This is a genomic window from Novosphingobium sp. NBM11 (assembly GCF_015390225.1).
In the GTDB taxonomy this organism is placed as follows: domain Bacteria; phylum Pseudomonadota; class Alphaproteobacteria; order Sphingomonadales; family Sphingomonadaceae; genus Novosphingobium.
The window spans coordinates 2,835,053-2,857,849 of record NZ_VUOG01000001.1 but is presented as its reverse complement, the minus strand read 5'-3'; the positions used below and the strand labels follow the sequence as shown (position 1 = coordinate 2,857,849).

Genomic DNA, 22,797 nt, shown 5'->3' with positions numbered 1-22,797 from the left:
TCGGATGTTGCGATGCGAAGGAGTGATACGATGCCAAGCGTGAGCGTAATTGGCCGAATTGGCCTCGTAGTTGTCATCGGTTCGGCCATTCTGGCGAGCACCTCTTTTGCTCAGTCAGCTCCTCCTGTCAGTCCATGCCCTATGGGATCCGGAATGATGATGGGATCCGGGATGATGGGCATGATGGGGTCTGGGCCGATGGGGCCTGGCATGATGGGCCAGCATGGCCAAGCACAAACCAATCTCAATCTTTCTGTCGACGATGTCAGGAGTTCGATCGAGCGCTCCATTGCGATGATGGGTAATCCACGTCTTAAACCCGGAAAAGTGGTTATGAGCACACCCGAGATCATCATCGCGGATATCGTGACAGTCGATAAGGAAGGACTCGTACAACGCTTTGAGGTTAATCGACGCACTGGTACCTGGCGGCAAGTGACATGATGTGGGCCAATGGTGCCTGCCAGAATGCAAGTTGGGGGACCTGGATGATGTTCCATGGTATCTTCTCCCTTCTGCTGCTTCTTTTGGCGATTTCCGGTGTTGTTGCCCTCATTCGCCTGGGCCTGAAGCTTTGGTCCAACAACTCCGACTCAAGAAATCTGCCCGCTAGTCTCGAAATTCTCGAACGGCGTTATGCGAGTGGCGAGATTGATCGGGAGGAATATCTGCAAAAGAAGGCCGATTTCGGGGCTTAGGATTGCGGGATTGGGGTGAATCCTATGACAGTGCTTCCTATAAACATCAAAACGATAATGGGCGATTTCGACCGCCGCAACAGTCACTCGCTGTGGCTCGTGCTGGCTCTGAGCGCGTTCGTGAGTGGTTGTGACTCGCGCCAAGGGACTGCCGAAGCGTTGGCTGAACGCCAGAGCGGGGGCAATACACAGGCGGCAGGCACCATCTCTGGCAATGCCACCCGAGGCCAACAGATCGCACAGGAAAAGTGCGGCGCCTGTCATGGAGCCGATGGGAACGGCGGGCCAGACCCCCATGTTCCGAAATTGGCAGGACAAAGCCTTCCCTATCTTTACTGGGAAATTCGCGCCTTCAAGGAAGGAACGCGCAAATCCGACATTATGGGCCCGACTGCAACTGCGCTCGCATATGACGACATTGCCGATATTGCGACCTATTTCAGTAAACAGACTCGAAAGCCCGATGAACAAAAGGACGAAAGGCGGGTCGCTGAAGGTCAATCCCTGTTCTATTCCCGCATGCCCTCCTGCGCGATGTGCCACACCTCGGGTAGCGCACGCGGCACGCCCATGAGGGGCATGAGCCGCGGCGGCATGATGGGTGGTGGCATGGGCGAAATGATGGGCCCAGGTACGGCAAATGTTCCCAATCTCGAGGGCCAGCGTGCGGCCTATGTTGTCGATCAGTTGAACCGCTTTGCCACTGGCGAGCGCCGGGGAACAGTCATGAACCGAATGGCCGCGAGCCTGGATGACGCCGACAGGCAGGCGATTGCCGAGTTCCTGTCCAGCACGCCCTGAATCTTGATATTCAGGCCGCCAGTGGAGAACCTGGTCTCCCTGTTTCTGTTGAGGAAAGCTTGATGAGCTATTATTTTTCCAAGACCCTGGAGACGAATTTCGAAAGTGGTGTGCAACACGCCACCGAAGCGTTGAAATCGCATGGCTTCGGAATCATCACCCAGATCGATGTCAAGGATACGTTCAAAAACAAGATCGGGGTCGATTTTCGCAATTATCACATATTGGGAGCTTGCAATCCGCAATTGGCGCATGAGGCGCTCCAGATTGAGGACAAGGTTGGCACTATGTTGCCATGCAACGTCGTTGTTCAGGACGTAGGTGGAGGCAAGGTTGAAGTCGCTGCGATTGATCCTGTCGCGTCAATGATGGCCATCGAGAATCCGGAACTGAAGCACGCCGCAGAAATGGTCCGCGAGAAGCTTCGCAGCGTGATCGAAAGCCTTTGAGGCAACTTGCCTTCCGAGAAGCGTCACGTGCAAGCCGGTTTAACGAGTCAGGGTCGCCCTTCGGATTTGCATTGCTGGTCCTCTCGGTCGCTCTCCACATCCTGCTGAGATAATCTCTAATCTAGCATACCCTCGAGTGTGCGTTTAGCGGTTGCTTCTACAGTGGCTGGAGATTGTAGAAGCGCTTCATGACCGAATCCGCCTCTTCACTCAACGCGTGTAATGGCGACGAGATACGCACGCAGCACGATATCGCCCTGCGACGGGTGCTGACGGTCTGTCTCGCCTTCAACTTCGCCATTGGCCCGTGTGAGCTCGCCCGCCGCGCGCGGACCGAACTCAACCTCACCCTCTGAATTCTTGGGTCTCATGCCACCTCTGTTGAACCCCTTAGGCTGTGCGCTCGCTGCAGCAATCCTCGTTTCGGGTGGGGGCATCCCTACTGCTCGCGCCGAGACGTCCGCACCCGCAAACGCTTCTGTCTTGACGCTGCCTGAAGTGCTCGAGCTTGCAGGCTCGGCATCGCCCAATGTCGATGCTGCCAATGCCGGTGTTCGCGCTGCTGACGCTGCGCGGCGAATTGCCGCCCTTCGGCCTAACCCGGCTTATTCATGAGCCCGCTGCACTGGGGCGTGCCGGGTTTGATGTGTCGGTGGCCGCGTGATCCGGGCGCGCGGTTTCGGCGGCGTTTTTCGCCGCAGCAAAACCGATGGCTTTTCGAGGTTGATGGGCGATGGCTCGGGCTTTGTGCGGCACAGCCGCGCTGGCTATGTCGGCGCTGGCCGGAGACTGGTGGCGATGGCTTTGAACACGCCGGCGTCGGGGCATGCTGACGCGAAGGCGACACGGATGCGCGAGGCGGTCTCGATGACGCGGGCGGCGACCTTGAGCAGCCGCAGGCGCAGCGTTGCGAACTCGGCAGTGGCCAGAGAGGTGGCCTTGGGGATGGCCTGCTGGACGCGCCACATCAGCCAGTAGGCGGCGGTATGCAGGATGAGGCGCATCTGGTTGGCATTGGCCGAGCGGCACGAGGTGCGATCGCTGGCCAACTGGGTCTTGTGGCGCTTGATCAGGTTTTCGGCTTGGCCGCGCGCGCAATAGAGCGTGTCGTAAATGTGCTCGGGCGAGCCTTCTGTCAGCGAGGTGACGACATAGCGGATGTCCATGCCCAGCGTGCTGGCCTCAATCCGGGCGACGACGCGGCGTTGGCTCTTCCAGCTTTTGGCGCCGTAGCGGGTCTCGACATAGTTGCGCAGGACCGGATGTTGGGCCTGGGCCCGCTTGACCGCGCAGGCATCGGCGACGGCAACGATGGCCGGATCGGCCCGCAGCGCGGCGTTGGTCGGCAAGCCGAACACGTAATCGACCCCGGCCGCCTCGCAGAACGCCATGATCTCGGGACGGGCGTAGTGCCCATCGCCGCGGATGGTGATGTGGGTATCGGGCCAGTGCTGGCGGATATGACGCACCAGGCGCCGGATGTGGCCGGCACCTTCGGCACCCGACGGCGTCTTGCCAGTGCGCAGCAGCATCGCCACCGGCCGCCCGCTCGCGGTATCGTACACATGGATCGGCAGGAAGCAGCGCTCACCGTGATGTCCGTTCCAGAACGAGAGCTGCTGATAGCCGTGCACGACATCACACGTGTCATCGATATCCAGCGTCACCGCCGCCGGTGGGGCCGGATAGCTGGCACAGTAAACGCCGATCATCGCGACCATCATCCGGGCCAGTTCACGCGTGGTCGGTGCATTCTCCCAGCGGCTCATCGTCGGTTGGCTGGCCAGCCCCGCGCCCGATCCCGGCAACTTGCCCAGCGCCAGGCGGAAGCCCGGATCGTCGCGCAGGGCATCGAGATCATCGGCGTCCTCATAGCCACACGTGATCGCGAACACACGGGCACGCAGAATGTCATCGAGGCGATGGATCACCCGCGTCGGGTCACGCGGATCGGCGATGCACGCAGCAAGCTGCCGGCAGATCCCCATCGCGCGCTCGGCCTGCGCCAGCAGCAGAACGCCGCCGTCAGAGGTCAGCCGGCCACCGTCGAACGCGGTTGTGACCTTCTTGCCGCCAACCGCTGGAAACGAAAATCCCGGTGCGCTATCATCGCTCCCGGCGGGTGTGGTCCGTGGCATAAATTGCCTCGCTGAAGGACTGGTCTAGACACCCATTTTCCTACTGCAAAGCAATCGCTTACGCCACTCCCGCCAACCCTCTCACCCGCCGCGGTGAATAAGACAGGCTAAAGGTCGGAGACGATCTCAATCCGCAATTCGTCTTCAGCAGTGGTCAGCGCCGGGCTGCGGGGCTTGCCTTCCTGCTCTCGGTGTATCTCGCAAGGTCCTGGTCCCGTTGGTCAACATTAGTTCTCGATGATCCGGTGCAGCACATCGATGACTTCCGGGCGCTCCACTTGGTCGAAGTACTGGCGGCAATCCGGCAGGGTGGTCGCCAGATAATCTGCGCGGTCGAGGACGAAGCCCTAGCTGACCTGCTGTGCCGCCGACTCGTCAGCACTGGTGCGCAGATGGGGCGCCGCGTTATCATAGATATCGACGGGATCTCGAGTGGAGACGTAGTCACCCAAGAGGACATTCTCCCGATGCCAGTACGCACGCTGACCACAGCTGCGTAGAGCCTCAGGGTTAGCTGAGCATGGCCCACGGCTGCGCGCCGTGGGAGCAATCCAGCGGGACGGACACCGACGATATTCATGATGTCGCACCGTTGGGAATTTAAGCCTACACGAGCACCTTCTGCGAAGGCATCTCAGTTGGACCACCACAGGGGCGAGAAGTCGGATTTGAGGCGATGCGGCCATCAAAGCAAATGCTTCCAAATGTCAGGTTATCTCGGTCCGGCTCCCCGAAGCAGACCCGGTGCACAGCGCTAAACCTTGCCACAATGGTGCACCCAACCGACTGAATCAGCGGCCGATTTCGACGGTCCCACCTATGGGGTCGCACGTCCGCTGTATCCGCGTTGAAGGAATCAGGCGGCGGTTCGTCTTGAAACCTGCGGTTTATCGTCGCTATTCTCCTATCGACGTTCGACCGCCAGCTCGTTCTGTGACCCGCTGTTTCGCCTGGGCCCTAGCTTCTTCAACGGCCTTATTTATTTCAGCCAAGTTTTTCAGGTAGATTTGCGCCCTTGCCGGGGGAAGATCAACCAGATCAAGGTTCATGCGCTTAATGAAGTAGTATGCCATGGATAGCCGCACATCGATTTCACGCCTTCCACCTTCCATCGCGTAATCGCGTCGGATGGCCTGTTCCTGCTCTTCTGTAAGGCCGGGATGCGGTCGAAGGTCCAACGTGATTCTCGTATTCCATTCCAGATCGTCTGCAGGATCGAAGTCCACCTTGGGGCCAACGCTGATCTTGTCGATTCGAGTAAGAACGAAGTCACGGAAGTCATCTCGATCGCACGCCCATGCGCGAACGTGCCAGCGGTAGCCATCGAACGCCAGGGCATGGGGTGCGATCCGCCGGGTGCGCGAGTTGGTCAGCGACTGGTATCGGACCTCCACGGAGCGCTTGCTGCGAATGGCATCGAGGATCAGTCGCAGGCATTCGACATCGACGTTCCGGGCGATATCCGGCGCCATGTCGATCGATGGCAGATCGCGGAACCAAACCTCGCGGCGCGGCAAGGCTCCTGTCAGCCATGCTTTCAGCTGGAGCAGTAGGCGATTCGCCGAGGCATTCAAGAATACAGGCTTGATATCGGGCGTTGGCCGAAACGATCGGCTCGTGGCGTCATACTCGATGTTGTCGCTAGCCAGCTCACGATAGCGCCGAAGATCCACGGACGCCTGAGGCGTCGAGATCTCGAACGTGTCCTCCAGGTCGCTCCGGTTGAGCGCGCCTTCCCAGAACAGCTTCCATTCGATGAACTCGAAGCGACGGCTTTGCGTCCAAGGGCGCTTTTCATCCTCGGCCATATGTATAGTTCCTTGACGGGTATTAAATCTATACCCATATTGTTTCTAGCGGGTCGGCAACCCGAGTCGCGCATCTGACCGCCCACGTCAAGAACCGTGGGCCTCCGGAGACGATTCGATGACCCGAGAACATGTTGGGCACCGCGACATCTTGCGCTTTGCCGAAGAACGAGTGAACCTTCCTCAGGACAAAGCGAGGGAATATCGCGCACAGGCGAAGCGGCTTCGCGACAAGCTGGAGGCCTACGTCGACGAGCATCCCGACTTCACGCTGCGCAAGATGATGCTGTCGGGTAGTCTGGCAAAGGGCACTGCCCTGCGCTCACTCAACGACATCGATGTGGCCTGTTACATTAGCGGGGCGGATGCACCGCATTCTGTCAGCGCGCTCCTAACCTATCTTGCCGAGCGCCTTCGGAAGGCATTCCCAAACTTTTCACCTGATCAGGTCCAGCCTCAGACCTATTCAGTCACCGTTTCGTTTCGCGGAACGGGGCTGGACGTGGACGTCGTACCGATCCTCTATGACGGAGACGCGCAGTGGTACGGCAATCTGGTCAGCCAAGACTGTCCCCCGTCAGCGCCAATGGCACAGATTTGAGGTTGTGATTTAAGGAGGTTCTGGGCTTCGTCGTAGTGACGAAGGAACGAAGATGAAGCCCAGAACCTCCAATGCAAGATCGGCGGCGAAGGCCCCTGCAGAGCAGGTGGTGAAGGATATCCGGCGCCAGACCCGGCGCCACTTCTCAGCCGAGGACAAGATCCGCATCGTGCTCGAAGGCCTGCGTGGCGATGACAGCATTGCCGAGCTGTGCCGCAAGGAGGGCATCGCCCAGAGCCTGTACTACACTTGGTCGAAGGAGTTCATGGAAGCGGGCAAGCGCCGCCTGGCCGGCGACACCGCCCGTGCCGCGACCACCGGCGAGGTGCAGGACCTGCGCCGAGAGGCCCGGGCGCTCAAGGAATGCGTGGCCGACCTGACGCTGGAAAACCGTCTGCTGAAAAAAAGCATGATCGCGGATGGGGAAGACGGCGAATGAGGTATCCCGCATCCGAAAAGCTCGAGATCATCAGGATCGTCGAGCAGTCGCACCTGCCCGCCAAGCGCACGCTGGATCAGCTCGGCGTCGCTCGGCGGACCTTCTACCGCTGGTACGACCGTTACCTCGAAGGCGGCCCGGAGGCGCTGGAAGACCGGCCATCGGCACCGAGCCGGGTGTGGAACCGTATCGCGGTCGAGGTGCAGGACCAGATCATCGAGATGGCACTGGAGCACAGCGAGCTGTCACCGCGCGAGCTGGCGTTGCGCTTCACCGACGAGAGGCACTACTTCGTCTCGGAAGCCACGGTTTACCGCCTGTTGAAGGCCCACGACCTGATTACCAGCCCGGCCTATGTGGTGATCAAGGCGGCCGATCAGTTCCATACCCAGACCACCCGGCCCAACGAGATGTGGCAGACCGACTTCACCTACTTCAAGATCATCGGCTGGGGCTGGATGTATCTGTCGACCGTGCTCGACGACTTCTCGCGCTACATCATCGCCTGGAAGCTGTGCACCAACATGCGCGCCGAGGACGTCACCGACACGCTGGACCTCGCCCTGGCTGCTTCCGGCTGCGACAGCGCCACGGTGCTGCACAAGCCCAGGCTGCTATCCGACAATGGCCCCAGCTACATCGCGGGCGAACTGGCGGAATATATCGAGGCCCGGAAGATGAGCCATGTCCGCGGCGCCCCGTGTCATCCCCAGACCCAGGGCAAGATCGAGCGCTGGCACCAGACCCTGAAGAACCGCATCCTGCTGGAAAACTACTTCCTGCCCGGCGATCTCGAAGCCCAGATCAAGGCCTTCGTCGAGCACTACAACCACCAGCGATACCACGAAAGCCTGGCCAACGTGACGCCCGCCGACGCCTACTTCGGCAGAGCACCGGCCATCATCAAACTGCGCGAAAGGATCAAGCAACAAACAATCGAATATCGCCGCTTGCAGCACCGCAAGCTCGCCGCCTAACATCAAACCCCAGACGAGGCCCGCTCTCCGCTAATTTACGCCGCGATCTGTGCCAAATGTTCTGACGACGGACAGCCCAAACATGATCCGGGTGAGGGGCCGCCGTCAGGTCAGCAAAAAACCGCTGAAAGGGCGGCAACCTTTCGCAGCGGCTGTTGGAATAGCTGTTCGGTTATGGCGGAATCCTATCGCTCCCGTGACTCGGTGGCAAGCGCCATTGGTGGGGGAGGGGCGCTATGAGTACCACCCTTTCCCATAGGGGCCTGCCATCAGGCGTTGGCAGGTTCGATCTGCTGCGTCTGTTTGAGCAGGTGGCGAGGCCAGGCTTTGGGCTCTCTTCGACAGCCGTAGCTTTGGTTCGGCACTACGTCCTCAAGACGATGGATGGCGACTACTTGTCGGGCCGCATCTGCGCGGTCTGGACGCAAGCCTGCCGCTTTGCCGAAGCCTTGGGGCTGACGCCACGGTCGATCAATTCCGCCGAGCGGGAGTTGGAGAAGGTAGGCTTCATCGTCCGCAATGCCGGCATCAACGGCGAGCGCGCTGGCGACCGGCAGGACGGGATCGTGGTCTGGGCTGCGGGCATCAATCTGGCCCCGCTGGTCGAACGCTTTGCCGAGATGCAAGCCAAGGCCAAGGCGCAGGAATTGCAAGCACGCTCCATTCAACAATGTCGTGCCGAGATCCGCCAGTTGGGCCAGCGCATCCGCGAGGCGGGTGACGATGATCTGCGTGAGCGGGCCGAGACCATCCTGCCAGACGGCCGCACGGCGCGGATCAGCAACATCGACCGCCTAATCGCCATCCGAGAGGCCTTGTCCGCCATGCTCGCAGCCATCGAACATCGTTCGGATTCTGGGCCGGAACCCGATCCCCGTGCACTGAAAACTTCCGACGCGCCGGAAGAAAATTGCGCACCCAATATACAGAACCAAAACTCACCACGAAAGCGTACCGCGCCAGCACGCGATCCACTCGAGCGCATCCGGCCCGTGACCGCGCTGGTGGTGGCCACCGAGAGCTATCGTGGCATCGTCGAGGCGCTGGGCAGGCCGACCTGGCCCAACCTCGTCGAGGCGTCGTGGCGCAGTTGTGGTCGGCTTGGCATCGCCCAGAGCACCTGGGGCCGGGCTTGCCAGCAGTTCGGCCGGGAACGGGCAGCACTTAGTGTGTTGCTGATCGACCGGAATGCCGAACTGCCGCCGGGCCATCGCTATCGCGTGGGCTCTCCAGCGCGCTGCTTGGCGGGCATGGTGCGGCGGGCGGGCTCGGCAGGCGTGAATCTCGCTGGTCTGTTCCGTGTCACCGAGCGCAGCGCCCAGCAGGCGCCATCACAATCCCCTGCGCCTAAGCAGACTACCGAGCCGCAGGCTGGCCCAATGGCCCATCTGACCGCGAGGCTGATGGCCAGCGTGGAGCGGCGCGTCACACCTGACGGGTGATGCTGTCCAGCCTCTCACCTGTCCAAACGTCCACATGTGAACGGGCAAGGAAATCCCCATGACCATTATAGCCATCGTCAGCCAGAAGGGCGGTTCGGGTAAGACCACCCTTTCCGTGAACCTAGCCGCCGCCGCTGAAGCCGCTGGCGCCGTTGCCCTCATTATTGACACCGATCCGCAGGCCACTGCCAGCCAATGGGGCGCATGGCGCGCCGACAAGGCGCCTGAGGTGATCGACAGCGCCCCGCCACGTATCCAGGCTAAGGCCGAGGCCGCCCAGCGCCAAGGCGCGACCTTTATCGTGATCGACACGCCGCCCCATGCCGATAGCGCAGCCAGCAGAGCGGTCGAGGTGGCCGATCTGGTGCTAGTCCCTTGCCGTCCCAGCGCCTTTGATCTGGCAGCAATCAAGACCACGGTGAGCCTGGTGCGATTGTTCGACAAGCCTGCCTATGTGGTCTTTACCGCTGGTCCGCCTCATGCACCGCGCATGTATGAGGAGGCGGTTGAACTGGTGCAGGGTTTCGGCATCAAGGCTTGCCTGTACATCCTGCCGGACCGGGCTGTTTATCGCCATGCCAGTGCAGCGGGCGCTTCGGTGATTGAGTTCGAACCCAATGGCAAGGCTGCTGCCGAGATCACCGCTCTACACTTGTGGACCATCACACATGTGACAATGTCCACCGCCGCACATGAGGGAGTGTGAGCAAATGAGCCGCTTTGCGAATCTTGCCGACAAGCCAAAAGCCAGTCCAGAGCCGGAATCTAAGGTCGATGTGCTTGGCATTGGAGGGGCTGGCGCTACATCCATACCGACCAACACCCCAGCCAAATCTAACAGCCGCACAGGTCGCAAGGCCATAGCTGCCTACTTCTCGCGCGAAATGTCGCTATCCATGCATGTCTGCGCCCGCAGACATGGACTTAGCCTTCAAGAACTGATGGCCGAGGCTTTCGATGATGTGCTGCGTAAATATGGCCAAAGCCCGGTCGGGGAATGATTGTATCAGGCGCATTCAGTCGTTTTCGGCGGCGCCAAATGGTTGCTTTCACGGTTAGAGCGCCTGCTCCAGCCCGATGAACATGCTGCGCTTTGCGCTCCATTGCAACTGACTGCCGCCAAGGCCAGCGCGCCACGCAACAACAACCGATCCGGTAAAGCGCTGGTCGGCATTGGTGGCGATGGTGTGTGCCGAGGCCCAGGCCAGTGAGGCGGCAGAAAAGGCCGCCTGACCGCTGATGATCTGGCGTTCGTCTGCCTACGCAATTGGCAGATTGGAGCTACGATCATATTGCCCAATGAATGGGCGGTGCAGCCCATGGCCCAGAACGCGAACGAGGCTGGCGCGGTTATCAAGGACAGGATTTGCGCTCGCGCTGGTAGACCTTAGAGGTATTTGGCCAGCTCCGACAATTGCGCGAGCTTGTCGCGCATGTCCGGCGAGAGATCGCCCAGCGTCTCGGTCAAGTGATGCTCGATATGATGGGCCACCAGCTTGCTCTTGGCCTTGTCGAGCGCGGCGATCACCGCCTGCAATTGCTGCGCGACATCAAGCGCGCTGCGGTTTTCCTCGATCATGGTAACGATGCTGGCAAGGTGACCATTGGCACGCTTGAGGCGGTTGACGAGATCCTTGTCGGTGGCGTGGCTCATGGCACCAGTCAGACCAGATGGCGCGCCCCGTCAAGCGCGACGATGCATCCGATGACGAGGATCACTGCGCCAGAGATCAGCGGTGCCTTGCGCACCGCCTCACCAAAGCCGCTCCAGCGCTTTTCCAGATGACGCAGGGACAGCGCCGCCAGCACGCCCGACGTGACCATGGTCAGCGCCAGCCCCACCGAAAAGCCGGTGACCAGCACCGCCCCCAGCGCCACCTGATGGAGTTGCAGGCACAGCATCAACACGGTGATCGCCCCCGGGCACGGGACAAGGCCACCGGTCAGGCCGAAGATCACGATCTGCCCGGTGGTAACCGCACGCCCGGCGAAGCGTTGGCGGATATCCTCTGCATGCGCCGCTTCGTGAGCATCGACATATCCGCCCGTGGCGAGTTCCAATTCGTGGACGGTCTCTTCGCTGGCTTCATGGTTGTGGTGGTGATCGTGGCCATGGTCATGGTCATGATGATGGTGCCCATGCGCATGGGCGGCATGCAAATCGGCCCGCGCGCGCCATAGCATCCACAGGGCCATGCCGACGATCACCACGCCCGAGGCCAACTGGAAATAAGGCTCTGTGTCTTCGGCACGGAAGGATCCGAAAGCCCACATGCCCCCCATCGCTACCAGCCATACCACCAGCGTGTGCGACAGCGTGGCTGCCAGTCCCAGCAGCACTGCCTGACGCACCGTGCCCTTCACCGCGATGATGAAGGCGGCCATCATCGTTTTGGAATGGCCTGGCTCCAACCCGTGGAGTGCACCCAGAACGATGGCGCTGGGGATGAACAGCCAGCCATTAGCGGTATTCTGGGCAAGCAGGGCGGTAAGATCAGTCATGGTCCCCGCATATCCCCCAGGGGGGGATGTGGCAAGCGCGACGATACCGCCCACAAGCATATTCAGGTGATGTGAAGCGCGATCAGCAGCCCGGCAAAACCCGCATGAAGCCCGGCCATGCTCGCCAGCAGCCAGCGCGCGACATAGCCGCGCCGAAACGCCAGATACATCACGCCAATGGCCAGCATGGTGGCCCCGGCGGCCACCAGCAGCGGCGTGCTCAGATGCCAAGGGGTGAAGAAAATGCCGAAAGCGGTGGGGATCGTCGCCTGGATCATCATCGCGCCCGAGATATTGGCCAGCGCCAGCGGATACTTGCCCTGCCGCACCCAGATGATCGCGTTCATCGTTTCGGGAAGCTCGGTGGCGATGGGGCTGAGCAGCAGCGCCAGCAATTGCGGCTGAAGCCCCAGCGCGGGGCCAAGATTTTCCAGCTGTGAAAAAAACACCCGCGAGGCGACAAAGATCACCAGCAGCGCGGCTAGCGTCTGGGCCAGCGCCATGCCGGTAGTGGGCACCGCGCGGCCGGGCTGGAACTTGAGCGGTTCAAGCGCCTCGTCCTCGGTGTCGCCGGGCGCGGCCATTTCCTGCCGTACATAGAGCGCATAGGCGGCAAGGAAGGCGAGGCCCAGCCACGGCTTCCAGGCGAACACGACAAGGCCCAGACCGATCTTGGCCACGAAGACCGCCATAAACCAGCCCTGATCACGCGAGAAGGCGAGGCTGAGTTTCGAGAGGTGAGCGGACGAGAACACCGTAGCGTGAGGAACGTGATAGCGCTCAAGATGGCGGCGATATCATACAGGCCGCAGCCGACGGCCGCGCCGAGCGCGCCGGTCGCGCACAGGCTGGCCGCAGTCGCCGTGCCCGACGGCCTTGCTGCCGTTCTTCAGGATCGCGCCACCGCCAATGAAACCGACACCCGTAATCGGCCCTTCGAGAAACCTGGCTTGCGCCGGAGACGTGCGGCTGAGGATCGCGATGCCCACCAGCACGAAGCCGCAACTGGCGATGGCAACCAGCGAGAACGTTCGGATGCTTATGCTGCGAACGTCCCTTTCGTGATCCCAACCAACCGGCAGGGCTAGCGCGTACGCAACGGCGAGACTGACGATATGGGGCATCATCTCCTAGAATGAGCTTTCAAACATGCCGCCTGCCTATTCTACGCGCCTGATCCAGATTGGAGGCTGAAGGGGATATTCGGGTCGACGGACATGAGGGTTACAGTCTTATCCACCGATGCCGGTCGCTCGCTTTCGGGAAGCGCGCCATAGAGGTCGATGGTGAGCAAGGTCATGCCGTTTTCCCCACCGGGTCGCGGTAGGCGAGCAGCCTGAGCGCATTGATGACGACGAGCAGCGTCGACCCCTCATGGACCGCCACCGCTGGCCCAATGCCGAGGCCGAGGATGGTGGCAGGCACGAGGAAGACGACCACACCGAGGCTGACGAAGACGTTCTGCCGGATGATGCCGCGCGTATGCCGGCTGAGGCCGACCGCGAACGGCAGGTGGGTCAGATCGTCGGCCATAAGCGCGACGTCGGCCGTCTCCAGCGCCACGTCCGACCCCGCCGCGCCCATCGCGATGCCGACCGTAGCGCTTGCCATCGCCGGGGCATCGTTCACGCCGTCGCCCACCATCGCGACCTTGTCCTCGCCGGCGAGTTTCTTGATCGCGGCAACCTTGTCGTCCGGCATGAGATCGCCCCACGCCTCGTCGATCCCGACATCGTTGGCGATCGCTTCGGCGACCTTCTGGTGATCGCCGGAAATCATGATCATCCGCGACACGCCCATCTCGTGCAACCGGCGCAGCGCAGTCTTGGCGGCTTCTCGCGGCGTGTCCATCAGGCCGATCGCGCCAAAGTCGCGGTCCCCCTTGCGGACCACCATCGTCGTGCGGCCGTTCTCGCGCAGTTTCGCGATCGCGTCCTGCGCCACCTGCCCCAGCGCCGGAATGCCCTCACGTCCAAACATCTCGGCCTTGCCGATCCACACCGTCTCGCCATCCACGCGCGCGATGACGCCCCGACCGGTCAGGCTCTTGAGGTCGCCGGCAGTCGGCACGGCACGATCGTTCAGACGTTCGCGGCCGTCCTTGACGATCGCCTGGGCCAGCGGATGGTCGCTCAGCGCCTCGACGGCGACGGCCAGCGCCAGCAACTCACCCTCGTCGGTGCCATCGACGGGCACGACATCAGTGATACGCGGACGCCCCTCGGTCAGCGTGCCCGTCTTGTCAAAGGCGATCGCCTTCAGCGATCCGAGGTTTTCGAGCGGCGCACCGCCCTTCACCAGCACGCCGCCCCGCGCTGCACGGGCAACGCCCGACAGGACTGCGCTCGGCGTTGCGATCGCGAGCGCACACGGGCTTGCTGCCACAAGCACCGCCATCGCACGGTAGAAGCTGTCGCGGAACGGCTCATCGACAACCACCCACGCGAACAGCAGCAACACCGACAGGATCAGGACAGCGGGCACGAAGATCCGTTCGAACCGGTCGGTGAAGCGCTGCGTCGGCGACTTTTGCGTCTCCGCCTCGCTCACCATCTTCACGACCTTGGCGAGCGCGCTTTCATTGGAACGGCGCGTCACCTCGATCTCGATCGCGCCGCCGCCGTTGATTGTACCGGCAAAGACCCGGCTTTCCGCGTCTACCGCGTCGGGCTTGGCGCGCGCCGCCGCAGCGTCCGCGACCGGCACCTTGTCGACCGGAATGCTTTCACCCGTCACCGGGGCCTGGTTGATCGCACTGGTGCCCTTGATGACGAAGCCGTCAGCAGGCAGGCGCTCGTTCGGGCGGACGATGGCAACGTCCCCAACGACCATTTGCTCGACCGGGATTTCGCTGGTCTGGCCGTCGCGTCGCACGGTCGCGGTTTCGGGCGCGAGCTTCGCCAGCGCCTCGATCGCCTTCTTGGCGCGTCCCATTGCGTAATGCTCAAGCGCATGGCCAAGGCTGAACAGGAACAGCAGCAGCGCGCCTTCGGCCCATGCGCCCAGCGCAGCGGCGCCGGCGGCAGCGACCAACATCAGCGTGTCGATCTCGAACTTCTTCATCCGAAGGTTGTCGATCGCCTCGCGCAGCGTGAAGAATCCGCCGAAGAAATAGGCTGCGACATAGCAGGCCGTGGGCAGCCACTCCGGTGCGCCGGCAACCAGCCTCTCGATCGCATAGCCGATCCCCAGCAGCGCGCCGCAGGCAAGCGCGAAGATCAGCTCGGTATTGGGGCCGAGAAATTCGGCGTGGCTATGGTCGTGACCATCGCCGGGGCCGTGCTTCTCTTCGCCCGCGTCGTGGCCCCCGGGGCCGTGGTCGTGGCCGGCATGGTCATCGGCGGCGACCCGCTTGCCAACCCTCACCTTCAGCTTGCGAAGAGCAGCGCGCACTTCCTCTTCTGTGGTCTCTCGGCGATCATATTCGACCCGGACCGACCCGCTGGTGCTGGCGCTTGCCTGTACCACCCCGGGCAACGCGCATAGCGCATCGCTGACCGTGCGCGCCCGCCGTTCGTGACTGATCCCTGTCACCTGCCAGATCGCATGGCCGTAGCGTTCGGTGATCTCGGCGCCCGCGGCGCGCACCATCTCGCGTAAGCGCGGCAGCGGCAGCTTGGCAGCGTCGAAATGGATGCACAGGGCCGCCGGCGTGTCGCCGTCGAGGCAGATCACATGCGCCCGCTCGACGCCTTCGCGCTTCGACAGGGTTGATACGAGACGATCCAAGCAAGCATCGGCCGCGTCAGGAAGGTCCGGCAACAGCACTGGAATATCGAGTTCGAGCTTGTCGTTCATGACGACCTCCTTTCGCTTTTCTTGGTTTCGGCGCGCGCGTCGCGCAGGATTTCGACACCGCCCTTGATGGCGATGAGGGCGGTAGCGAAGCCGACCAGAAGGTCCGGCCAGTTGGTGCCCAGCCACAGCACCAGCACGCCCGCGATCAGGATGCCGCCATTGGAAATGAAGTCATTGAAGCTGAAGGTGGTGGCGGCCCGTAGGTTGACGTCCGGATCCTTGAGCCGCTGGAGCAGCCGCAGGCAGAGGTAATTCACGACGCCGGCGATCGCCGACATGACCATCATGGTCGGTCCGATCGGCTCGCTGCCCTGAAGGTAGCGCCGGCCAACGTCGATCAGGATACCGCCCGCGAAGATCAGCAGCATGACGCCCGAAGCGACCGCGGCGCGTGTCTTCCATGTCTGGCCCCGGGTGAGCGCCACAAGGCTCAGCGCGTACACGGCGGTGTCTGACAGGTTGTCGACGCCGTTGGCGATCAGCGCGCTCGAATCCGCGAAGAAGCCCGAGACGAAGAAGCCTGCCGCAATCGCCGCGTTCAGCAGCAGGACGATCCAGAGGGTGCGGCGCTCCTGTCCGCCTTTGTTGTCATTGCTCGAGATCATCCCATAATCTCCTCAAGCGTCAGCAGGGCCAGGAACCCCACGAAGAACATCGAGCTGATGAGCGGGGTGTCGGGTTTCTCGTGCGCCTCGACCAGCAGCTCCTCCGTGACGAGATAGAGCAGCGCCATCAGCCCGAAGCTCAGGAAGCCGGCGACCATCACCGGCGACAGCGTGGCGACGGGCACGGCCGCGAGCGCGCCGAGCGGCAGCAGCAGCGCCAATGCCGAGACGATCACGATGATGCGCAGGCGCGAGCGATAGGTTTCCGCCAGCTCGTCGGTCAGCGTCAGCCCCAGGAACAAGACTTCCAACGTCAGCGCGATCGTCAGCAGGAAACCCGCCTTCTCACCCGCTACGAAGGCGAGGCCGAGCACCAGACCATCGACCAGAATGTCGATGCCGATCGCGGCGAGCAGCGCCATCGGTCCTTTGAAGCGGGCTTCGAATGTCTTGAGCCCCAGCATTGTCGCAACGCCCGCCGCCCCGCCGATCAACGTCGCGCTGGGCGACGCCTCATGCTTGACCTGCGGCAGGATTTCAGTCGCGGCCGCCGCGAACACGACCCCCGCCGCGAGATGCTGGAGGCCGGCCACAAGGTTGGGCTTCAACTTGGTGCGGCTCGCGATGATCGCGCCGAGCACGACCGCCAACACAGGCGCAAGCGTGTAGAGCAATGCCTGCATATCCTATGTTTCCTCCGGGGTTCGGTGACAAACGCGGATCTTCCCGCGCTGCATGAAGGCGATCGACCCGCCCGCCACGACTGCCCGCGACTGGTCGCCGCGAAATTCTTCGCCGGTTCGCTGGGCGCGCAGGATCTCGGTTCTGCCCTTGGGCAGCCAAGTGACAGCCATCTTCAGGCCATCGTCGATGAAGTCGACATCGGCGCGCGATCCATCGTCGCAATACATGATGCGCTGCGCGATTAATCGAGGCGTCAGATGCTTTTCATGTGCCGGCTCGACAGGTTCGCTCGGCGCGGGATTGCACGCCCCTACGACCATACCCGCAAACAGAACGGCGCCGATGCGCGTGGCTGTCAGGCTAGGCAGGTGCCGCAAGGCGCACATCGCCCTCACCACAGTACGCCGTGATCGGGCGTCAGCGGATCAGGGGCTGGCAGTCCCGCCGTCTGAAGAAGGTCGATCTCGATCGTGCGGCACATGGCCGTGAGTGGGACATCGTGAACGCTATTGGCGAACGGATCGGTCAGATCCTCGCCGATGCTTAGCACCGCGAGGAAGACGAGTCCGATCAACGTCGATCCGATCGGCGTGGCAAGGCCCAGGGATTCGACCAGCGCGATCGGGAGCAGCACGCAGAACACGCGCGTGAAAAGGTTCGGGAAGAACCTAAAGCCATTGGGCAGCGGCGTGTTCTTGATCCGCTCCATGCCGCCTTCGGCATTGGCGATGTCGATCAGGACGCGCTCGACAGTTGCCTGCTGGATCTCGGTAATCCGACCTTCCGCGAGCGCGTCGGCGTAGATGCCCGATATGTCCTCCAAGAGCGCGTTGGCAGGGTTCAGGCGAGCGACCGCCATATCGGCGACGTCCGCTCCGGCGACCCGGGCAATCTCTTCATAGGGCGACTGTCGGCGAAGCTGGCAGCGCATCGAGTGCGCAAAGGCGATCTGCCGCAGGATGATGTTGTGCCGCATCTCACTGCCCTCGGGTTCCCCCTTGGTCAGGCTGCGCGTGATCCGGGCCAGGCTGCGCGACGCATTGATGAGCGCGCCCCACAAGGTGCGCGCCTCCCACCAACGCGCATAAGCAGCGTTGGTCCGGAATCCCATGAAGAGCGCGATGGCAGTGCCGAACAGCGCCGTCGGCAAAGGCGGTTCCTTGATCGGGGTCATCATGTGGAATGCCGTCACGGCTACGTCCCACACGAACAAGATCGTGAGCGGCTTCCAAACCTCGATAATGATTTGTCTAAATCGTGGCCTTGTGCCAACAATCATATCAGTTACGCCCTAATCTCCCTGCAATCGTCATCCGATCGGCATGTTCATGATGTCCCGATAAGCGGACAGCAGCTTGTTTCGGACTTGCAGGGTCGCCTCAAAAGTGATGGATGCGCGGCTCTGGATGAGCGCGACGGTTGCAATGTCGGTGGTTTCGCCACGCTCATATGCTTCGGTGACGACATCCTCTTGCTCCTGGGTCTCGTTGACCTTCGCGACCACAGCATTGAGGGTGTCGGCGAAGTTCGACGCCGGAGCGGTCGGCGTCACGCCGGGCGGCACCGTGGGCTGCGGCTCGCGCAAGGCGCGGCTTCGCGCGATCACTTCGGCGCGAATGGCCATCACATTCGAGATCGACCTGTCAGACATCGCTCCTCTCCCGTTGCAGTGCGATGCGTCGGAGAACGGAACGGCTCATCGGGTGCCCTCCCGCTCGCAGGTCCGGGTGCGGCCATCGCCTTCCACAATTGTGAGCTGCGACCCCTTGAAGGTCGCGGTGGCCGTCTCGCCGACATATTGCAGGCCCTGCGCCGGTGCGGTCAGCGTCATCGCCGGCCCATTGTTGGTGCGCCGCAAGTCGATCTGCAGTCCGCTATCCTTGTAGTCGACGAACAGCGGCTCCCCGTCCGAACAGCGATACGGGTGCCGGCCCATTTCCCCGGTCGCCACAGCGCTGTCGGACGAATGAATTTGCTGCTCGGTCGGCGGGGCCGGCGGCTTGCTTTCCGAGCAAGCCACGAGTCCGCCAACGAAGACCAGGGCGGACAGCGCCCGCTTCCAGTTCATCATCGCGCCTTCCTCCTGTAGCGAGAGGGAACGCGCTGACGATTGATCCCACGGGCAGGCTGACCCACCCGCCAGCGCAGATAGGTTGCGAGACGTTCGTCAGCCTCGATCATCAGGGACCGCAGGCGGCGCAACATCATCGCCGCGAACGGCAGGGAAAGTGCCCCGCGTAGCGTGCAGCTATGCGTTAGCCTGGTGCCGCCATCGTCCCCTGCCAGCTCGTACCGCTCTTCGAGCGTGAACAGATAGGGGATTCCGCAGGACCAAGCGAAGGCGTGCGGTTTATCGGATTGATCGACCCGGGCCGGCGTCCGAATTGGCCGGGTGATGCCCTGGATCGCGAAGGTGCATTCCGTGTCGCCGAGCCGGGACGGGTCATCGAGAAATACGAGCGGACTCCACGCCCGGCGATGATCCGGATCGGTGAGTGCCGACCAGATGCGCAGTGGCCCGCCGTGAAGCATTGAGCTGGTTATGGTGCGAGGCATATCCCCATCTCCCAGAGATGAGCGGGGCGATCGCGGACCTCCCCGCCCACCCATCAGGCCAAGTTGTTCACGAAGGTCTGACCGTGGTCATCCCCTTCATGCTTCTCATTGTCGTGATCGAGCTTCTTGATCATTTTCTGCCCGAACCGGGCATAAAGCGTCGGCAGCACGAACAGCGTCAGCAGCGTCGCCGAGACCAGGCCGCCGATGACGACGGTCGCCAAGGGCTTCTGTACCTCCGCACCCGCGCCCTCGCCAAGCGCCATCGGCACGAAGCCGAGGCTTGCGACGAGCGCGGTCATGACGACGGGCCGCAGGCGCTGCATTGCGCCGAGATGGGCCGCCTCTTCGCGAGATAGCCCCGACCGGATCAGATCCTGGATCGAGCTGACCATCACGAGGCCGTTGAGGACCGCGATGCCCGACAAGGCGATGAAGCCCACCGCCGCCGAGATCGAAAAGTCCATGCCTCGCAAGAAGAGCAGCAGGACGCCGCCCACCAGCGCGAAGGGCACGCCGGTGAACACGATCGCTGCATCTCGCACCGATCCCAATGCGCCATAGAGCAGCAACAGGATCAGGATGAAGCAGGCCGGAATGACTAGCTTAAGCCGTTCGCTCGCCGATTGCAGGTTTTCAAATTGGCCGCCCCATTCGAGATAGGTGCCGGCAGGCAGCCGAACCTGGCTGGCGATCGTTGCCTGCGCATCCGCAACCACCGATCCAACGTCGCGGCCACGCACGTTGGCTTGCACCACCACACGCCGCTTCCCGTTCTCGCGGCTGATCTGGTTGGGGCCATCGATGACCTTGATGTCGGCGACGCTGGAAAGCGGCACATAGCCACCCCCCGCCAACGGCACCTGCACCTGTTCGAGAAGGCCGATGTCCGCCCGTTGCGCTTCAGAGAGCCGTATCACGACCGGAAAGCGCCGATCGCCTTCGAAGATCTGGCCTGAGGTCCGACCGCCGATCGTGGCAGTTACGGTGTCCTGCACGTCCTGCGCCGTGACGCCCAGGCGCGCCATCGCGTCACGATTGACGCGAATGTCGAGCATGGGGAGACCCGTCGTTTGCTCGACTTTCACGTCCGCTGCGCCCTGCGTCTTGCGAAGCACCGCAGCGATTTGCTCGGCCGTCCGGTTCATCTGGTTGAAGTCGTCCCCAAACACCTTCACCGCGATGTCGCCGCGCACGCCGGCGATCAGCTCGTTGAAGCGCATCTGGATGGGCTGGGTGATCTCGTAGGCATTGCCCGGGATCTTCGCGAGATTACCCTCGATCCGGCTGACCAGCTCCTCCTTGGGAAGCTCAGGATTCGGCCAATCCTTGCGCGGCTTCAGGATGACGAACATGTCGGTCGCGTTCGGCGGCATCGGGTCGGCCGCCAGCTCGGCGGTGCCCGTCTTGGAATAGACGAACGCCACCTCCGGCTGCTTCGACATCATCTGCTCGATCGGCACCTGCATCGCCTGACTCTGCTGGACCGACGTTGCCGGGATGCGGAGCGACTGGATGAGCAGATTGCCTTCATCGAGCTGCGGCAGGAACACCGAGCCGAGCGTGGTGAAGGCAAGCGCCGCCACCACAAGGCTCGCGACACCCGCCCCGATCGTCAGCGTCGGGCGCTTCATGGCCCGGTCGAGACCGGGTTCGTAGCGCTTCTTCAGCCACGTGATGATGCGGCCGTCCTTCTCCTCGACCTTCTTCGACAGCCAGATCGCAATCATCGCCGGCACGAAGGTGAGAGAGAGGATGAAGGCGAAGGCGAGCGCGATGATGACGGTCAGCGCCATCGGTCCGAACGTTTTACCCTCCACGCCGGTCAGCGTGAGCAGCGGTACGTAGACGAGGATGATGATTGCCTGCCCGTAAACCGAGGGGCGGATCATCTCGCGAGCGGCGGCTGCCACGGTCGCAAGCCGTTCCTTGACGGTCAGCAAGCGACCTTCATGATGCTGTTGTTCGGCAAGCCGCCTCAGCGCGTTTTCAACGATGATGACGGCGCCGTCGACGATCAGACCGAAGTCCAAAGCCCCAAGGCTCATCAGATTGGCCGAGACCCCAGCGCGCAGCATACCAAAGCCTGTCAGCATCATGGTGATCGGGATGACCAACGCCGCGATCAGGGCCGCACGGAAGTTGCCGAGCAGCAGGAAGAGCACGACGATGACCAGCACCGCGCCTTCGGACAGGTTTTTCGCGACCGTCTTGATCGTCGAATTGACCAGCTCGGTGCGGTTCAGCACCGGCTGAATTACGACGTCAGGAGGCAGCGAAGCGTTGATCGTCTTCAGTTTCTCAGCGACCGCGGTCGACACGATGCGGCTGTTCTCGCCGATCCGCATGATCGCCGTGCCGACGACGACTTCGGTACCGTTCTCCGATGCCGAACCCATGCGGATCGCCTGACCCGTCTTCACAGTCGCAACTTGTTCGACCGTGATCGGCACGCCGTTACGTGTCGCGATCACGGTCCTGGCCAACTCGCTGGCATTGCGAACGAGCGCATCCGAGCGAACAGCCAGACCTTCGCCATTGCGATTGACGAAGCCACCGCCGACGCTGGTGTTATTGCGCTCCAGCGCATTTCCCAGGTCCGTCAGCGTGATGCCGAGCGAGGCCAGCTTCTGCACGTCGGGCACGACGAGGAACTGCTTGGCGTAACCGCCAATCGAGTCGACACCGGCGAGGCCCGGTGTGGTCTTCAGAAGCGGCGTCACGATCCAGTCCTGCGCGGTGCGCAGGTAGGTCGCCTTGTCCTCTTCGGTCGTCAGTCGCTCGCCCTCTGGCGTGATGTAGCTGCCATCGGGCTGTTGGCCCGGTTCACCGGGCTTGTGCTTGTCGTCCTCGCGATGATCGAGACGAACGGTGTACATGTACACCTCGCCCAGGCCTGTCGCGATCGGACCCATTTCAGGGTTCACGCCGTCGGGCAGATTCTCTTGCACGCCCCGCAGACGCTCGCCCACCTGCTGGCGGGCGAAATAGATGTCCGTCGCGTCCGAAAAGACCGCCGTGATCTGCGCGAAGCCGTTGCGGCTCAACGAGCGCGTATATTCCAGGCCGGGGGTGCCGGCGAGCGCGGTTTCGATTGGAAACGACACCTGCTTCTCGACCAGCTCGGGCGAGAGGGCAGGCGCGCGGACGTTGATCTGGACCTGATTGTTGGTGATGTCCGGCACCGCGTCGATCGGTAGCCGGTAGAGGGAAAAGGCGCCGATGGCGGCGACGATGACGGTGAGGAGCAGGACTAGCCAGCGCTTCTCGACCGCCCAGGTTACGATACGGGCGATCAT

26 protein-coding genes and 1 pseudogene are annotated in these 22,797 nt (G+C 62.3%); 11 read left to right on the top strand and 16 right to left on the bottom strand.

The genetic code is table 11. The annotated features are described in order from the left end of the window. Positions 1-30: 30 nt before the first annotated feature. The 6 genes from F1640_RS13850 (at position 31) to F1640_RS25325 (ending at position 2,612) form a co-directional block, all read left to right on the top strand. A complete protein-coding gene (locus F1640_RS13850) occupies positions 31-444 on the top strand; it encodes a hypothetical protein (RefSeq protein WP_194919706.1) in 414 nt (137 codons plus the stop codon). After that, on the top strand, positions 441-698 hold the full coding sequence (locus tag F1640_RS13845) for an SHOCT domain-containing protein (protein ID WP_194919704.1): 258 nt from the start codon (positions 441-443) through the stop codon (positions 696-698). Before F1640_RS13850 ends, F1640_RS13845 begins: the two co-directional genes overlap by 4 nt. 57 nt (positions 699-755) lie before the next feature. Then, positions 756-1,499: a cytochrome c gene (locus tag F1640_RS13840; RefSeq protein ID WP_194919702.1), complete on the top strand. Its 744-nt coding sequence runs from the start codon at positions 756-758 to the stop codon at positions 1,497-1,499. Between the two features lie 62 nt (positions 1,500-1,561). Then, a complete protein-coding gene (locus tag F1640_RS13835; RefSeq protein ID WP_194919700.1) occupies positions 1,562-1,948 on the top strand; it encodes a DUF302 domain-containing protein in 387 nt (128 codons plus the stop codon). Between the two features lie 188 nt (positions 1,949-2,136). Continuing rightward, positions 2,137-2,304: a hypothetical protein gene (locus F1640_RS13830; protein WP_194919698.1), complete on the top strand. Its 168-nt coding sequence runs from the start codon at positions 2,137-2,139 to the stop codon at positions 2,302-2,304. Positions 2,305-2,477: 173 nt separating this feature from the next. Beyond that, complete coding sequence (locus tag F1640_RS25325; protein WP_255530372.1) at positions 2,478-2,612, top strand: hypothetical protein; 135 nt, start codon at positions 2,478-2,480, stop codon at positions 2,610-2,612. Positions 2,613-2,715: 103 nt separating this feature from the next. On the opposite strand, the gene F1640_RS13825 is transcribed toward F1640_RS25325, so the two are convergent. Together F1640_RS13825 and F1640_RS13820 are read right to left on the bottom strand one after the other, a co-directional pair. Beyond that, on the bottom strand, positions 2,716-4,086 hold the full coding sequence (locus F1640_RS13825) for an IS1380 family transposase (RefSeq protein WP_066763960.1): 1,371 nt from the start codon (positions 4,084-4,086) through the stop codon (positions 2,716-2,718). A gap of 896 nt (positions 4,087-4,982) precedes the next feature. Next, a complete protein-coding gene (locus tag F1640_RS13820) occupies positions 4,983-5,894 on the bottom strand; it encodes a YafY family protein (RefSeq protein WP_194919696.1) in 912 nt (303 codons plus the stop codon). Between the two features lie 118 nt (positions 5,895-6,012). Between F1640_RS13820 and F1640_RS13815 the strand changes: the two genes are divergently transcribed. The 5 genes from F1640_RS13815 to F1640_RS13795 all read left to right on the top strand — a co-directional run bounded on the left by F1640_RS13815 (position 6,013) and on the right by F1640_RS13795 (position 10,354). Then, the gene (locus F1640_RS13815; protein ID WP_206694684.1) at positions 6,013-6,495 is read left to right on the top strand and encodes a nucleotidyltransferase; all 483 of its coding nucleotides are present in this window, start codon (positions 6,013-6,015) and stop codon (positions 6,493-6,495) included. A 52-nt stretch (positions 6,496-6,547) separates the two neighbouring features. Further along, a protein-coding gene (locus F1640_RS13810) for an IS3 family transposase (RefSeq protein ID WP_194919694.1) occupies positions 6,548-7,911 on the top strand; the annotation gives its coding sequence in 2 pieces (ribosomal slippage) (positions 6,548-6,895 and positions 6,898-7,911; 1,362 coding nt in all). Positions 7,912-8,147: 236 nt separating this feature from the next. Next, the gene (locus F1640_RS13805) at positions 8,148-9,353 is read left to right on the top strand and encodes a helix-turn-helix domain-containing protein (protein WP_018076098.1); all 1,206 of its coding nucleotides are present in this window, start codon (positions 8,148-8,150) and stop codon (positions 9,351-9,353) included. A 58-nt stretch (positions 9,354-9,411) separates the two neighbouring features. Then, positions 9,412-10,059 carry a ParA family partition ATPase gene (parA, locus tag F1640_RS13800; RefSeq protein WP_008067863.1) on the top strand — a complete coding sequence of 216 codons (648 nt, stop codon included), beginning with the start codon at positions 9,412-9,414 and terminating at the stop codon, positions 10,057-10,059. 4 nt (positions 10,060-10,063) lie between these two features. Then, positions 10,064-10,354: a ribbon-helix-helix domain-containing protein gene (locus tag F1640_RS13795; protein WP_081458645.1), complete on the top strand. Its 291-nt coding sequence runs from the start codon at positions 10,064-10,066 to the stop codon at positions 10,352-10,354. 386 nt (positions 10,355-10,740) lie between these two features. Here the strand turns inward: F1640_RS13795 and F1640_RS13790 are convergent, their stop codons facing one another. From F1640_RS13790 to F1640_RS13730, 14 genes and pseudogenes are all read right to left on the bottom strand, one after another. Further along, complete coding sequence (locus tag F1640_RS13790; RefSeq protein WP_008067861.1) at positions 10,741-11,007, bottom strand: metal-sensing transcriptional repressor; 267 nt, start codon at positions 11,005-11,007, stop codon at positions 10,741-10,743. Positions 11,008-11,015: 8 nt separating this feature from the next. Further along, positions 11,016-11,855 (bottom strand): nickel/cobalt efflux transporter, encoded by an 840-nt coding sequence (locus tag F1640_RS13785; RefSeq protein ID WP_008067856.1) that lies wholly within the window; start codon positions 11,853-11,855, stop codon positions 11,016-11,018. Positions 11,856-11,917: 62 nt separating this feature from the next. Then, positions 11,918-12,547, bottom strand: a complete 630-nt coding sequence (locus tag F1640_RS13780) for a sodium/calcium exchanger family protein (protein WP_008067852.1) — start codon at positions 12,545-12,547, stop codon at positions 11,918-11,920. A gap of 20 nt (positions 12,548-12,567) precedes the next feature. Then, positions 12,568-12,982 (bottom strand): annotated as a pseudogene (locus tag F1640_RS13775) (MgtC/SapB family protein); the annotation flags it as partial. Positions 12,983-13,020: 38 nt separating this feature from the next. Beyond that, positions 13,021-13,155 (bottom strand): hypothetical protein, encoded by a 135-nt coding sequence (locus F1640_RS25320; protein WP_008067845.1) that lies wholly within the window; start codon positions 13,153-13,155, stop codon positions 13,021-13,023. Further along, the gene (locus F1640_RS13770; protein WP_194919693.1) at positions 13,152-15,653 is read right to left on the bottom strand and encodes a heavy metal translocating P-type ATPase; all 2,502 of its coding nucleotides are present in this window, start codon (positions 15,651-15,653) and stop codon (positions 13,152-13,154) included. The genes F1640_RS25320 and F1640_RS13770 overlap by 4 nt, the downstream gene beginning before the upstream one ends. Then, complete coding sequence (locus tag F1640_RS13765; protein ID WP_194919692.1) at positions 15,650-16,258, bottom strand: cation transporter; 609 nt, start codon at positions 16,256-16,258, stop codon at positions 15,650-15,652. Before F1640_RS13765 ends, F1640_RS13770 begins: the two co-directional genes overlap by 4 nt. Next, on the bottom strand, positions 16,255-16,941 hold the full coding sequence (locus F1640_RS13760) for a ZIP family metal transporter (RefSeq protein ID WP_194919691.1): 687 nt from the start codon (positions 16,939-16,941) through the stop codon (positions 16,255-16,257). Before F1640_RS13760 ends, F1640_RS13765 begins: the two co-directional genes overlap by 4 nt. Positions 16,942-16,944: 3 nt before the next feature. Beyond that, complete coding sequence (locus tag F1640_RS13755) at positions 16,945-17,328, bottom strand: hypothetical protein (RefSeq protein WP_194919690.1); 384 nt, start codon at positions 17,326-17,328, stop codon at positions 16,945-16,947. 5 nt (positions 17,329-17,333) lie between these two features. Beyond that, a complete protein-coding gene (locus tag F1640_RS13750; protein WP_194919689.1) occupies positions 17,334-18,221 on the bottom strand; it encodes a bestrophin family protein in 888 nt (295 codons plus the stop codon). Positions 18,222-18,251: 30 nt separating this feature from the next. After that, the gene (fliE, locus tag F1640_RS13745; RefSeq protein WP_194919688.1) at positions 18,252-18,593 is read right to left on the bottom strand and encodes a flagellar hook-basal body complex protein FliE; all 342 of its coding nucleotides are present in this window, start codon (positions 18,591-18,593) and stop codon (positions 18,252-18,254) included. A 45-nt stretch (positions 18,594-18,638) separates the two neighbouring features. Continuing rightward, positions 18,639-19,013: a hypothetical protein gene (locus F1640_RS13740; RefSeq protein WP_194919687.1), complete on the bottom strand. Its 375-nt coding sequence runs from the start codon at positions 19,011-19,013 to the stop codon at positions 18,639-18,641. Beyond that, positions 19,010-19,498, bottom strand: a complete 489-nt coding sequence (locus tag F1640_RS13735; RefSeq protein WP_194919685.1) for an SRPBCC family protein — start codon at positions 19,496-19,498, stop codon at positions 19,010-19,012. Before F1640_RS13735 ends, F1640_RS13740 begins: the two co-directional genes overlap by 4 nt. A 53-nt stretch (positions 19,499-19,551) precedes the next feature. Further along, a complete protein-coding gene (locus F1640_RS13730) occupies positions 19,552-22,797 on the bottom strand; it encodes an efflux RND transporter permease subunit (RefSeq protein WP_194919683.1) in 3,246 nt (1,081 codons plus the stop codon).

Bases quoted from the DNA above. Each gene is read 5' to 3' on its own strand.
- F1640_RS13850 (WP_194919706.1), top strand. From the start codon at position 31: ATGCCAAGCGTGAGCGTAATTGGCCGAATTGGCCTCGTAGTTGTCATC.
- F1640_RS13845 (WP_194919704.1), top strand. From the start codon at position 441: ATGATGTGGGCCAATGGTGCCTGCCAGAATGCAAGTTGGGGGACCTGG.
- F1640_RS13840 (WP_194919702.1), top strand. From the start codon at position 756: ATGGGCGATTTCGACCGCCGCAACAGTCACTCGCTGTGGCTCGTGCTG.
- F1640_RS13835 (WP_194919700.1), top strand. From the start codon at position 1,562: ATGAGCTATTATTTTTCCAAGACCCTGGAGACGAATTTCGAAAGTGGT.
- F1640_RS13830 (WP_194919698.1), top strand. From the start codon at position 2,137: ATGACCGAATCCGCCTCTTCACTCAACGCGTGTAATGGCGACGAGATA.
- F1640_RS25325 (WP_255530372.1), top strand. From the start codon at position 2,478: ATGTCGATGCTGCCAATGCCGGTGTTCGCGCTGCTGACGCTGCGCGGC.
- F1640_RS13825 (WP_066763960.1), bottom strand. From the start codon at position 4,086: ATGCCACGGACCACACCCGCCGGGAGCGATGATAGCGCACCGGGATTT.
- F1640_RS13820 (WP_194919696.1), bottom strand. From the start codon at position 5,894: ATGGCCGAGGATGAAAAGCGCCCTTGGACGCAAAGCCGTCGCTTCGAG.
- F1640_RS13815 (WP_206694684.1), top strand. From the start codon at position 6,013: ATGACCCGAGAACATGTTGGGCACCGCGACATCTTGCGCTTTGCCGAA.
- F1640_RS13805 (WP_018076098.1), top strand. From the start codon at position 8,148: ATGAGTACCACCCTTTCCCATAGGGGCCTGCCATCAGGCGTTGGCAGG.
- parA (WP_008067863.1), top strand. From the start codon at position 9,412: ATGACCATTATAGCCATCGTCAGCCAGAAGGGCGGTTCGGGTAAGACC.
- F1640_RS13795 (WP_081458645.1), top strand. From the start codon at position 10,064: ATGAGCCGCTTTGCGAATCTTGCCGACAAGCCAAAAGCCAGTCCAGAG.
- F1640_RS13790 (WP_008067861.1), bottom strand. From the start codon at position 11,007: ATGAGCCACGCCACCGACAAGGATCTCGTCAACCGCCTCAAGCGTGCC.
- F1640_RS13785 (WP_008067856.1), bottom strand. From the start codon at position 11,855: ATGACTGATCTTACCGCCCTGCTTGCCCAGAATACCGCTAATGGCTGG.
- F1640_RS13780 (WP_008067852.1), bottom strand. From the start codon at position 12,547: ATGGCGGTCTTCGTGGCCAAGATCGGTCTGGGCCTTGTCGTGTTCGCC.
- F1640_RS25320 (WP_008067845.1), bottom strand. From the start codon at position 13,155: ATGACCTTGCTCACCATCGACCTCTATGGCGCGCTTCCCGAAAGCGAG.
- F1640_RS13770 (WP_194919693.1), bottom strand. From the start codon at position 15,653: ATGAACGACAAGCTCGAACTCGATATTCCAGTGCTGTTGCCGGACCTT.
- F1640_RS13765 (WP_194919692.1), bottom strand. From the start codon at position 16,258: ATGATCTCGAGCAATGACAACAAAGGCGGACAGGAGCGCCGCACCCTC.
- F1640_RS13760 (WP_194919691.1), bottom strand. From the start codon at position 16,941: ATGCAGGCATTGCTCTACACGCTTGCGCCTGTGTTGGCGGTCGTGCTC.
- F1640_RS13755 (WP_194919690.1), bottom strand. From the start codon at position 17,328: ATGTGCGCCTTGCGGCACCTGCCTAGCCTGACAGCCACGCGCATCGGC.
- F1640_RS13750 (WP_194919689.1), bottom strand. From the start codon at position 18,221: ATGATTGTTGGCACAAGGCCACGATTTAGACAAATCATTATCGAGGTT.
- fliE (WP_194919688.1), bottom strand. From the start codon at position 18,593: ATGTCTGACAGGTCGATCTCGAATGTGATGGCCATTCGCGCCGAAGTG.
- F1640_RS13740 (WP_194919687.1), bottom strand. From the start codon at position 19,013: ATGATGAACTGGAAGCGGGCGCTGTCCGCCCTGGTCTTCGTTGGCGGA.
- F1640_RS13735 (WP_194919685.1), bottom strand. From the start codon at position 19,498: ATGCCTCGCACCATAACCAGCTCAATGCTTCACGGCGGGCCACTGCGC.
- F1640_RS13730 (WP_194919683.1), bottom strand. From the start codon at position 22,797: ATGATCGCCCGTATCGTAACCTGGGCGGTCGAGAAGCGCTGGCTAGTC.